This is a genomic window from Rhizobium sp. ZPR4, assembly GCF_040215725.1.
In the GTDB taxonomy this organism is placed as follows: domain Bacteria; phylum Pseudomonadota; class Alphaproteobacteria; order Rhizobiales; family Rhizobiaceae; genus Rhizobium; species Rhizobium rhizogenes_D.
Genome location: NZ_CP157969.1, coordinates 67,597 through 79,336, shown reverse-complemented (window position 1 = coordinate 79,336; position 11,740 = coordinate 67,597). Strand labels below are relative to the sequence as shown.

At 59.4% G+C, this 11,740-nt stretch carries 11 protein-coding genes; 3 read left to right on the top strand and 8 right to left on the bottom strand.

The window, feature by feature from the left end; all coding sequences use genetic code 11:
* Nucleotides 1–89: 89 nt before the first annotated feature.
* Nucleotides 90–566 (top strand): Lrp/AsnC family transcriptional regulator, encoded by a 477-nt coding sequence (locus tag ABOK31_RS28220; RefSeq protein WP_092713673.1) that lies wholly within the window; start codon nucleotides 90–92, stop codon nucleotides 564–566.
* Between the two features lie 25 nt (nucleotides 567–591).
* Here the strand turns inward: ABOK31_RS28220 and ABOK31_RS28215 are convergent, their stop codons facing one another.
* The 7 genes from ABOK31_RS28215 to ABOK31_RS28185 form a co-directional block, all read right to left on the bottom strand.
* Nucleotides 592–2,247 (bottom strand): ABC transporter ATP-binding protein, encoded by a 1,656-nt coding sequence (locus tag ABOK31_RS28215; protein WP_349962113.1) that lies wholly within the window; start codon nucleotides 2,245–2,247, stop codon nucleotides 592–594.
* A 2-nt stretch (nucleotides 2,248–2,249) separates the two neighbouring features.
* Nucleotides 2,250–3,101: an ABC transporter permease gene (locus ABOK31_RS28210; RefSeq protein ID WP_174172424.1), complete on the bottom strand. Its 852-nt coding sequence runs from the start codon at nucleotides 3,099–3,101 to the stop codon at nucleotides 2,250–2,252.
* On the bottom strand, nucleotides 3,098–4,048 hold the full coding sequence (locus ABOK31_RS28205; protein ID WP_174172423.1) for an ABC transporter permease: 951 nt from the start codon (nucleotides 4,046–4,048) through the stop codon (nucleotides 3,098–3,100). Before ABOK31_RS28205 ends, ABOK31_RS28210 begins: the two co-directional genes overlap by 4 nt.
* A 101-nt stretch (nucleotides 4,049–4,149) precedes the next feature.
* A complete protein-coding gene (locus ABOK31_RS28200) occupies nucleotides 4,150–5,760 on the bottom strand; it encodes an ABC transporter substrate-binding protein (RefSeq protein ID WP_174172422.1) in 1,611 nt (536 codons plus the stop codon).
* 64 nt (nucleotides 5,761–5,824) lie between these two features.
* The gene (locus ABOK31_RS28195) at nucleotides 5,825–6,547 is read right to left on the bottom strand and encodes an HAD-IA family hydrolase (protein ID WP_349962109.1); all 723 of its coding nucleotides are present in this window, start codon (nucleotides 6,545–6,547) and stop codon (nucleotides 5,825–5,827) included.
* Between the two features lie 235 nt (nucleotides 6,548–6,782).
* Nucleotides 6,783–8,156, bottom strand: coding sequence for an aspartate aminotransferase family protein (locus ABOK31_RS28190; protein ID WP_349962107.1), 1,374 nt, complete (start codon nucleotides 8,154–8,156; stop codon nucleotides 6,783–6,785).
* Between the two features lie 13 nt (nucleotides 8,157–8,169).
* Complete coding sequence (locus ABOK31_RS28185) at nucleotides 8,170–9,009, bottom strand: GNAT family N-acetyltransferase (RefSeq protein WP_349962106.1); 840 nt, start codon at nucleotides 9,007–9,009, stop codon at nucleotides 8,170–8,172.
* Nucleotides 9,010–9,330: 321 nt separating this feature from the next.
* Between ABOK31_RS28185 and ABOK31_RS28180 the strand changes: the two genes are divergently transcribed.
* Nucleotides 9,331–9,999 (top strand): haloacid dehalogenase type II, encoded by a 669-nt coding sequence (locus ABOK31_RS28180; RefSeq protein ID WP_174172418.1) that lies wholly within the window; start codon nucleotides 9,331–9,333, stop codon nucleotides 9,997–9,999.
* A 15-nt stretch (nucleotides 10,000–10,014) separates the two neighbouring features.
* A complete protein-coding gene (locus ABOK31_RS28175; RefSeq protein ID WP_349962103.1) occupies nucleotides 10,015–11,289 on the top strand; it encodes an FAD-binding oxidoreductase in 1,275 nt (424 codons plus the stop codon).
* Nucleotides 11,290–11,386: 97 nt separating this feature from the next.
* On the opposite strand, the gene ABOK31_RS28170 is transcribed toward ABOK31_RS28175, so the two are convergent.
* A complete protein-coding gene (locus ABOK31_RS28170; RefSeq protein WP_174172416.1) occupies nucleotides 11,387–11,734 on the bottom strand; it encodes a hypothetical protein in 348 nt (115 codons plus the stop codon).
* Between the last annotated feature and the right edge of the window lie 6 nt (nucleotides 11,735–11,740).

The following is an 11,740-nucleotide window of genomic DNA, read 5'->3' as shown; positions in this document are numbered from 1 at the left end:
ATGCCCATTGGGTGTGCTACCCTCTGTCTTGATTGGTAGCAGCATTTTGTGCCGTCTGTCTTCGGCACTTTTTCAATGGCGGGTCTCTCATGAAACTGGATCGGATCGACATCAAAATCCTCTACGAGCTTCAGAGAAACGGCCGCATCACCAATGTCGAGTTGGCAGAGCTGGTGGCTCTTTCGCCCAGCCCATGCCTCATGCGCGTCAAGCGGCTGCAGGCGGAAGGATATATCGAGGGCTATTCGGCGCAGATCAATCTCGCCAAACTTGGCCAGACTTTGACCGTCTTTACCGAAATTACCCTGAAGAACCACAGGCAGATCGACTTTGCCCGCTTCCTTAACGTGGTCGAGAAAATCGACCAGGTGATCGAGTGCCATCTCGTCTCGGGCGGTTACGACTATCTCATCAAGTTCGTCACCGCCGGGATCGGCGAGTACCAGACCATCATGGAACGGCTGACCGACATGGATATCGGCATCGACAAGTATTTCAGTTTCGTCGTGCTCAAATCACCGATCGTCAAGTCGCATATGCCGCTCACCAGCCTGTTTCCCATGTAAGCGGCATCCAGCATCACGGCATCGGTTAGCCGTGACCATATTCACGCTTGAGCGCTGGATCCTGGACAAGATTGTCAAGCCAGGTCGGATCAAGCTTGGGAACGGACCCGAACAGCAGTTGCGAATAGGGGTGACGAGGCGCATTCGTGGTCTCACGCGTGATTTGCTCCACCTTCTTCCCGCCATACATCACGACGATCTCGTCGCAGATTGCCTCGACGACCGAGAGATCATGGCTGATGAAGATGTAGGATAGATGCAGCTCACGTTGCAGCTCCTTGAGGAGATCGATGATCGCGGCGGCAACGACGGTGTCGAGGGCGGAGGTAATTTCATCGCAGATGATCAGGCGTGGCTCGGCGGCCAGGGCGCGGGCGAAATTCACACGCTGTTTTTGGCCGCCCGATAATTCCGACGGATAGCGATAGCGAAGCGCGCGGGGCAATCGCACCATGTCAAGCAGTTGATCGACTCTCGCCTCCCGCGCCTTGCGATCCATGCCGTGATAGAAGACCAAGGGCCGCTCGAGAATATCGGCGATCGACTTTGCCGGATTGAGCGCGGTATCGGCATATTGAAAAACGATCTGCATCTCCCGCAATTGATCGCGTGTGCGCAATTTGGCGGTGCGATTCATGTCGCTGCCATTGAAGCCGATGGTGCCTGACACGGCCGGCAGTATTCCGGCAATCGCACGCGCGAGCGTCGACTTTCCGCATCCGGACTCTCCGATGATGCCGAGATTTCTGCCTTTCTCCACCTCGAGGCTCACGGATTGAACCGCACAGACCGCCGGCAGGCCGTTGGGCTGGAGATCGCCATAGCCGGCGACCAGGCTGTCGATCCTCAGTACGGGCGCAATCGACCCGCCTGTTTTGTTGTCGCGGATGGCCTGCTTCGGCTCGAAGGCTGCCAACAACTCGCGCGTATAGGGATGGCTCGGCCGCGTCAGGATCGCTTCAGTTCTCGCCAATTCCTGGATTTCGCCGCCCTTGAGCACAGCGATGCGATCGGCGATCTGCGCCACGACCGCCAGATCGTGGGAGACGTAAACGCCGGCAATATCTCCGGCACGAATGACGGATTTGAACGCTTTCAGCACGTCGATCTGTGTTGTCACATCGAGCGCGGTGGTCGGTTCGTCAAAGATGACGAGCTTGGGTTCGCCAATTAGCGCCATGGCGGCGGCGAGCCGCTGCAACTGACCGCCGGAGACCTGATGCGGATATCGTTCGCCGATCGTTTCCGGATTTGGGAGCGACAGCGCCCGAAAGAGCTCGATCGCGCGACGGCGCGCTTGTTCGGGCGGCATCAGCCGATGAATGCGGGTGACCTCCATCACCTGCTCGATGATCTTCGTGGCGGGATTGAAGGCCGCCGCCGCGCTTTGCGGGATATAGGCGACCGTCGTGCCACGGACTTTCGCCCGTTCGCTTTCGGAGAGCGCGGCCATGTCCTGCCCGTCGACCTGGATCTTGCCGCCGGAGATGCGGCAGCCTTCTCGCGCATGTCCCATGAGCGTCAGGGCGATCGTCGTCTTGCCCGAGCCGCTTTCGCCGATCAGCGCGACGATTTCGCCCTTGGCGATGTCGAAGCTGACGTCCTTGATGATCTCGATGACCCGGCCGGAGTCCGTCCTGGCCTCGACCTTGAGATTCCTGATTTCAACGAGGTTGGTCATCGTCATGCGCTCCTGTCCCTGATCCTGCGCGGCAGGTTGTCGATCAGCAGGTTGACGCTGATGGTGAGGCTGGCGATGGCAAAGGAGGGCACGATCACGGCAGGAGCGGCGAAAGGCAACCCGCCAATATTTTCGCGGACCAGCGCTCCCCAGTCGGCATAGGGCGGCTGCAGGCCGAGGCCAAGAAAGGAAAGGCCCGATAGCAGGAGCACGACAAAGACGAAGCGCAGGCCGAAATCTGCCAGTACCGGCCGGATAATGTTCGGCAGGATTTCGGAGCCGATGATGTAGCCGACTTTCTCGCCGCGGCTGCGCGCAACCGTGATGAAATCCATCGTGTTGATGTTGACGGCAAGGGCGCGGGCAAAGCGATAGGCGCCGGGGGTATAAATGACGGCGAGCGTGATAATCAGCACCGGAATGGACGAGCCGACAGCGGCAACGACGACCAGGCCGAAAAGCTTGCTCGGGATCGAATTCAAGGCGTCGAGAAACCGGCTCAGGATCGTGTCGAACCATCCGCCGATCACGGCCGCGGTCATGCCGAGCGCCACGCCGCAAAAACAGCAGAGTGCCACGGCAGCCAATGAAATGCCGACAGTATAGCGCGCGCCCATCAGCACACGCGAGAGCATGTCGCGGCCGAGATAGTCGGAGCCGAGCCACAATTGCGGGCTCATCGGGCCGAAATAATCCGTATCGACGATATCTCCGACTGAGTAGGGGATAATATAGGGCGCGAACAGGGCGACGATCGTCCAGCCGAGGATGATGGTGAAAGCCACAACGCCAACGGGGCTGACCTTGTAGCCAAACAGAGATGAGGGGCGGGGAGCCAAGCTTTTCGTGATCATCGCAGCCTCGGATTTGACAGGATTGCAATGATGTCGGCGGCGGTGATCAGCAAGAGATAGCCGAGGCAGAAGATCATCGCGCAGCTCTGGATGAGCGGCAGATCGCGGGTTGCGACCGCGTCCACCATCAGCTTGGCGATGCCCGGATAGTTGAAGATCGTCTCGACGATGATGACGCCGCCGACGAGGTAGGAGAGCGAAAGCGCAATGGCATTGACGATCGGCCCGAGAGCATTGGGCAATGCGTGCCGGAACACCATGCGGCTGCGCGAGGCGCCCTTGAGCAGGGCCATTTCGACATAGGGCGTCTTCAGCGTTTCGATGAGGGCTGCCCGGGTCATCCGGATCATTTGGGCCGAAATGACAAAGGTAAGCGTAATGACCGGCATGGCATAGATTTTCATGAGATCGAAGAGCGTATGGGCCTCGCTCGTCGACGACAATGCCGGCAGCCAGCGCAGATAAACGGCGAACAGCAAGACCGCGAGCGTCGCGACCATGAATTCGGGCACCGATATGACGCCGATCGAGATGACGGTCACGAGCCGATCATAATAGGAGCCGCGAAGCATGGCAGACGTAATGCCGAGCAGCAGTGCCAGTGGCACGGAGACGAGAGTGGTGATGGCCGCAAGCTCCAGCGTCGCCACCAGGCGGCCGCCGATCAGCTGCGCGACGGGCATGTTATTCGCATAGGAGATGCCGAGGTCGCCCCTCATCAAGCCCAAAAGCCATCCCATGAACCGCAGGATTGCCGGCTCGTCGAGGTGCATGGCCTTGCGCAAGCCTGCCACCGCTTCCGGCGTCGCCGCCTGGCCGAGCAGGATCGAAGCGGTATCTCCCGGCAGCATGCTGGTTGCGAAAAACACGGCGAACGACACGATCAGCAAGGAGATGATCGCAATGAAGAGCCGGTTCAGGACAAGAAAGGAAACCTCGGATCTCAAACAAAATGCTCCTGCGGCGTTCTAAGGAACGAATGGCATTTGCGGGACGAAAATCCCCCGAGGCGGCGTCAGCCGTCCTCGGGAGAGGTGTCCAGCGGCGGTCAGGCCTGGAGCCAGAGATACTCCGCCATCGCGTAACCCATCATGCCACCGAGCGGATTGGCTTCCAATCCGTGTACCTTGCTCGAAATGGCATCCACATTCGAGATATAGGCAGGGATGATGGTGCCTGCCTCGTCGGCGATCATCACCTGCATTTCGTCGTAGATCTGCTTGCGCTTGGTCTGATCGAGCAAGCCACGGGCTTCGATCAGCATCTTGTCGAATTTCTCCGACTTGTACTGGCTCTCATTCCATGGGGCATTCGAAGCGTAGAGGAGCGAGAACAGGATGTCGGGCGTCGGGCGCGGATTGATGTTGCCGAAATGGATCGGCGCCTTCAGCCAGTAATTATCCCAGTAGCCGTCGGACGGAACGCGCTGGACATCGAGCTTCATGCCGATATTCGCGCCGGCCGCCTGAATGATCATCGCCATATCGATCGACGAACCCGCTGCATCGGACGCGATCACCGGAATGGATTGGCCGAGCACGCCCGCCTTCTGGAAGTGGAACTTGGCCTTGTCCGGATCGAAGGCTTTCGGCTTCAAATCATTGTTGTGATAGATGCTGGCCGGAGAGACGGGCTGATCGTTGGCCACTTCCCCAAAGCCGCGCAATGCTGATTTGACGATCTGCTCGCGGTTGACCAGAGACTTCATCCCGTCGACGAAGTCTTTCTTGTTCCCCGGCGTCATGTCGAGGCGCATGTTGAGATTGGTGTAATTGCCGCTTGTCGTTTTCGACAGGGCAAAGCCCGACTGGCCATCGACCAGCTTCACAGCGCGCGGATTGATCGCGGCGGCAAGATGAATGTCGCCCGAGAGCAGGGCATTCACACGGGCATTGTCGTCGCTGATGGCGAAGAACTCGAAGGAGTCGAGATAGGGTTGGCCAGACTTCCAGTAGTTCTTGTTCTTGACGACGACCGAGCGATTGCCCGGATCGAAGGTTTCGAGAACGAAAGCGCCGGTGCCGTTGCCTTTCGAAAAGTCCGTCGTGCCGTTGGCAACGATCATGAAGTGATGGAGCGCCAGAATGGTCGGCAGGTCGGCATTCGGGTCGGCAAGCGTAATTTCGACGGTCGACTTGTCGACCGCCTTGAAGCCGGTCATCTGGGCGGCGATCTTGGCAACCTTGGAGCCGACGCCCGGGTCGAGATGGCGCTTCAGCGAGAAGACGACGTCGTCGGCCGTCAGTTCCTTGCCGTCATGGAACGTCACGCCCTTGCGCAGCTTGATCGTCCAGGTCTTGGCGTCCTTGCTTTCGATGCTCTCGGCAAGCTCCATTTGCGTTACGCCGGCCTTGTCGATGAAGGTCAGGCGATTGTAGAGCGAGCAGCAGCGCACATAGTCTGTCGACAGGGAAGCCTTGGCGGGGTCTAGCGTGTCGGCGGTGGACGACGACCAGCCGGCCCCCTTGAACGCGCCGCCCGAGACTGGCGTGGCTGCAACGGCCTGCGTGGCGCGGCCGAGAATGATGCCTGCTGATGATACCGCGACGCCTCCCGCCAGCATCAGTTTCAGAAGATCGCGCCGCGTTGCTCCGCGCCGGATGGCGTTTTCCACCATTGCGTCGTCGGCGGTGGTCCAGTTTGTAATTCTGTCAGTCATCTCATTCCCCTTTTCTGTTGATTGATGGGATGCTCGTCTTGCTCGCGAGCTCTCCCGGGTTGGGTCATTGTCTTTCGGTCAGCCTTTCCTTGACCGCCGAGGCGAAGGCCGCCATCGACGTGAAGTGGTAGTCGGGTTGAGTGAAGTTTTCGGGCTCTATCGTCCCGCCATAGCCGTTCTGCGCATGACGGCGCTCGATCCAGCAATTGGTGAGACCAAGTTTTCGCGAAATGCCGATATCGTGATACTGGCTCTGGGCGACATGCAGGATATCGTTCTTGCTTGCCCCTTTGCCGGTGACGAATTCGAATACCTGTTCGAAGAAGGCGGGATCTGGCTTTTCCGTGCCGGTATCGTCGGCGGTAAAGGTCGCAAAGAACGGCGAGCCCAGCTTCTTTTCAAAATGATCGAGCGCCCAGCGGCGAGCATTTGTCATTGCGACGAGGCGATGTGTTATCTTGAGCTCGGCAAGTGCTGCCGCGCTGTCGTCGAACGCGTTCCAGTTGGCCACCGAATCGCGCAGCCGCCGCGCATAACGATCTTCCGCCGGCAGGCCGAGTGCGGGTGCAATGACCATGTAGACGCGTGAGAGATCGTCCGGAAAGAGATCCGCATCCTCGCTGTAGCGCGCCTGGCGGTAGAGTCTCAATGCTTCCTCGCCGTCGATGGAGGTGCCGACTTCCGTCGCAATCTCGGTGAGGCAGGTCTTTATGCCGCCTTCGAAATCAATGAGCGTGCCGACGACGTCGAAAGTGAGATATTTGAAGTCCTGAAAATCTTTGGCCAAGTCATGCTCTCCTTCATGATCTGCCGCGGACAAGCCACTTGCAGCATAAAATTCTGGCCCAAGGGGCGGAAATCTTCCTGCCAAGGCCCGGAAAAGCCGGTTTTCAGCCGTTCTAGGAAGTAGTTTGGCAGTTCCTGAGCGGCGGAGTCGCCGAATCGATGGTGTGCCGCGGCACAAAATTCCGAATTTCCGGCTCCGTCCGACATTTCACCAACGAAGAACGGCCTACGCCGCTTCAACGCATGGCATCCCGAACGTCCGGATCATCCAAAGTCTGGTCGAGTGTCTTACGTGTGCGCTCCAGGATCGCGTCGATATCACCGTCCGTGCAGCAAAGTGGTGGCGCGTATCCAAGCACGCCATGGGCGAATGCGCGGATGACGAGGCCATTATCCCAGGCGCGATCGAAAATCCTGCGAGCCGGCGCGGCAGCACTTGGTAACGGTGTCTTCTTGACCTTGTCGACGACGAGCTCGACGGCCGCCAGCATCCCGCGGCCGCGGACATCGCCGACCAGCGGATGGTCACGCAGGCTTTCCAGCCCCGCCATCAGGCGCGCGCCTGCCTTGATGCCGTTTTCCAGAAGGCCGCCCTCGTAGAGCTTCAGCACCTCGAGCCCGACGGCGGCGCTGACGGGATGGGCCGAATAGGTGTAGCCATGGCCGATGGCGGCATTTCCGGCACTGTCAGCGATGACATCATAAACACGATCTGACATGAAGACCGCGCCCATCGGCACGTAGCCGGAGGTCAGGCCCTTGGCCGTCGTCATGAAGTCGGGAACGACTTCGTCGTACGAACAGGCAAACAACGGACCGGTTCTGCCGAAGCCGGTGATGACCTCATCGGCGATGAAAAGAATGTCATACTGGCTGCAGAGATCGCGGATCGCCTTCAGCCAGCCTTTCGGCGGCACGATGACACCGCCTGATCCCTGGATCGGTTCGGCATAAAATGCCGCTACGCGCTCGGCGCCGATCGCCTCGATCTTTGATTTGAGGTCTGCGATCGACGCGGCAATGATGGCGTCCGCCTCTTCGCCGACCGGATTGCGGTAAGGATAGGGCGAGGGGATCTTGTGCTGCCAATCGAAGGGGACGCCGAAGCCGGCGTGAAATCCCGGCAGCGCCGTCAAGCCGGCTCCGACCGTCGAGGAGCCGTGGTAGCCTTGCTCGATCGAGATGAACTGATCGCGCTCCGGCTTGCCCTTCGCATGCCAGTAGTAGCGCACGAAACGCACCGTGCTGTCGACCGCATCCGATCCGCCGAGCGTGAAGAAGACATGATTGAGGTCGCCGGGCGCCCGGTCGGCGAGTTCGGCTGCGAGACGAATGGCCGCCTCGCAGCCGAGATCGAAATAGCCGGTCGCATAAGGGAGTTCACGCATCTGGCGGGCCGCCGCCTCGACGATGCTCTCATGCCCGTAGCCGGCGTTCACACACCAGAGGCCGGCAAATCCATCGACGAGCTGGTGGCCGGATGCATCGGTGACAGTCGCGCCCTTTGCGGATCGTAGCACCCGCACGCCCAGCTTTTCATGGCCGCGATAGGATGAGACCGGATGGATGAGGTGCGCGCGATCGAGTTCGATAAGGGAGTTGGCGAGCATGATGATCTCCAGATTATCCGAGGGCCTGATTGGCCAATGCAAATATTCTTGCGTTCTGGCTGACCACCGCATTGCCAGTCGGTCGTCGCATCGCAATGCCGCCACCCACATGGCTGAGGCCGATTTCCGCCAGCCAGCCAGTCAGCCCCGAGCCTTCGTTCGTATCGACTCGCAAGAAGGTGCTCGACTTGCGAAGGGCGAGCGCCGTTATCACAGACTTCGCATCCTCGGCATTCGTTGCGACTACAGGCCCGATCACCTCGCCGCGCCCGAAGGCGCGCAGAGCGCCATAGGCTTCGACGCGGCCATTACGCCGAAAGACAACGACTTGCGCGATGTTCGCAAGGGCGTCGATCAATGAGCTGCGGTCGGCACCGAAGGCTGCGCGGTCGAGCGTTTTGATCGCGGAAAAGTCATCGGCGGTCGCAGCCTCGACATCCCCTCCCGGAACGAGATCGGCAAGATGCCCCTGGTGCTGGAAGATCTCGCCCTCGGCGACAAAGCCGAGCTTGCGATAGAGCGGCAGTCCGTCCGTGGTTGCGATGAGCCTTAGAGACCGATCACCGGCAAGCGCCATTGCCGCGTCCATGAGCTTGCGGCCAAGCCCGCGGCCGCGCAGGTTCTCGTCGACGATCACCATATTGATTGTCGCGCAATCTTCCCCGTAGGGGGTCATCAGGATGGTACCCACAACATGACCCGTTTCGTCCATGGCTGCTACGCCATGGCTCAAGCGCAAGACCAGATTCCAGTCTTCGGCGCGGTGAGGCCATTTGGCTTGGCGCGAGAGGGCGAGTGCACCGTCTATATGCTCCGGTGTGAAGCTGACCAAATCTATGCTGTCGGTTCGCATGGGGCATCCTTTCCTTGCCCCCAAGTCTCGGCGATCCCCGCACGGCAGATTATCTGAAGGCGCGGTTTGTCGTGATATCTTTCGCCGTAGCGAATGCGATTGGCCGCATCTTATGCTGCCGATCCTGTTTCGGCGGCTTTCTAACGATCCCAAAACAGCATAGCGATGCGTGTCTGCTGCAACAGTCTGCCAAAGCATGCCGCGCATACGAAACAATATGCTTTGCGGAGACGCCAATTCGATCATGTCCGTCGCAGGACTTCAGCCTATGATCGTTTCAGTAGAGAACGCAGATGCCCTTTAGACAGAGGACGAACGGACATGGCGCCTTTCCGGCCGAAATACATCACCTTCGATTGCTATGGCACGCTCATCAATTTCGAGATGGCCGAAGCGGCGCGCGACATTTATGGCTCCGGACTTGATGAAGCGAAGATGCAGCAGTTTACAAAGAACTTCGCCGCCTATCGGCTGGACGAGATTCTCGGCGACTGGAAACCCTATGCCGATGTCGTTCACAACGCCGTCGAACGGACTTGCCGCGCAAATGGAGTCAAGTTTCGGGCGGAAGACGCCAAGGCGATCTATGAGCGTGTACCCAGCTGGGGGCCGCATCCCGATGTGCCGGCCGGACTGGCGAAAGTTGCCAAGGAGATCCCGCTGGTGATCCTCTCCAACGCGATGAACAGCCAGATCATGTCGAATGTCGACAAGCTTGGCGCACCTTTCCATGCCGTCTATACGGCAGAACAGGCCAATGCCTACAAGCCGCGCTTCAAGGCCTTTGAATATATGTTCGACATGCTGGGTTGCGGACCGGAGGACATCCTGCATTGCTCGTCCTCCTTCCGCTACGACCTGATGTCGGCGCATGATCTCGGCATCAAGAACAAGGTCTGGGTCAATCGCGGCCATGAACCTGCAAATCCCTATTACGGCTATGTCGAGATCGCAGACATATCCGGCCTGGCCGGCGTCGTCGGGCTATAAGGGAAGGGTAGTCTCATGAAATTCGTCTCCTATTGGCACGATACGGCGCCGATCTTTGCCGGAGGCCGGCAAGGTCCGGTCGAAGGGCGATACGACGCCTGTGTCATAGGAGCCGGTTTCACCGGACTGTCCGCGGCCCGGCAACTGGCCAAGGCTGGCGCGAGGGTCGTGGTGCTTGAAGCCGAGCGTGTCGGCTGGGGCGCCTCGGGCCGCAATGGCGGCCATCTGAACAACGGCCTTGCCCATAGCTATCCGGCCGCCAAGGCCGAACTCGGCAAGGACAGGGCGATCGCACTCTATAAGGCGCTCGACGCTTCCATCGATACGATCGAGGCGCTTGTCGCCGAGGAGGGGATCGACTGCAATTTCCGGCGGGCCGGAAAATTGAAACTGGCATCGAAGCCACAGCATTTCGCATCAATCGCCAGTAATTTCGAAGCCGTTCATGCCGAAGTCGATGCGGATACGGCACTGCTTACGCCGGACGATCTCAAACAGGAAATCGGCTCGCCCTTCCACGGAGCCATGCTTTTCAAGAAAAGCGCGATGATGCATATGGGCCGCTATGCGGTCGGCCTTGCGGATGCTGCCGTGCGCCATGGTGCTGTCATCCATGAGGCAGCGCCTGTGACGAACAGGGTCCAGGAGAATGGCCGGCATCGGTTGGTGACGCCGCGCGGCGAGATCACGGCCGACAATGTGCTGGTGGCGACCGGCGCCTACACGACCCCGAATTTCGGCTATTTCCGCCGGCGGATCATCTCGGTCGGCAGCTTCCTGATCGCAACCCGGCCGCTGACGGCGGACGAGATCGCGTCGGTCATGCCGGGAAATCGCACCTGTGTCACCTCGATGAACATCGGCAATTATTTCCGCCTGTCGCCCGACAACCGGTTGTTGTTCGGCGGGCGGGCACGATTTTCCGCTACCTCCGATCATCGCTCCGACGCCAAGAGCGGCGCAATCCTCCAGGCGGGCCTGACCGAGATATTCCCCCAGCTCGCCGGCGTCGATATCGATTATTGCTGGGGCGGTCTCGTCGACATGACCAAGGATCGCTATCCGCGCGCCGGCTATCACGATGGAAGCTGGTATGCGATGGGCTATTCCGGTCATGGCGCGCAACTGTCGACGCACCTCGGCATGATCATGGCTGACGCCATGCTCGGCCGCGAAGATCGCAATCCCATGAAGGACGTCGACTGGCCTGCTGTACCCGGCCATTTCGGCAAGCCATGGTTCCTGCCGCTGGTAGGTCTCTATTACAAGATGCTGGACAGGTTAGGGTGATGACGACCATCAGGCTCTGATGTGCTGTCCTAGAGCGATTCCGTTTTCCACGCGATTCCGGACGGAAAGCGGCTCACGCACTTTTCCTGGAATTGCTCTAGACGTCTTGAAGCGGACGATCCTGACCGGCGACCAGCCCGGTCGAAACTACAGTCTCGAAATATTCGACCTTCAGATCGAAGGAGCGCAACAGTTTCTGCGTGCTCGGCTTCACCACCGCATCGTCAAAATCGCCTTTGCCGAAATGGCCGGCGGAGGCCATGTCCGTCCAAAAGCTCATGACCACCAATTCATTGTTTTCGCCTCGCACCTTGCGGGCGAGGGTTGCGCCAAGGTGGCCGGGCAGTTGCGCCATTTCAACGAAAGTCGTTGTTTCGAGGTGCGTCGCATAGGCGGTCAGCACTTCGTCAGAACCTGCCACGGCTCGCCAAAAACGAATGATCATGTCGTC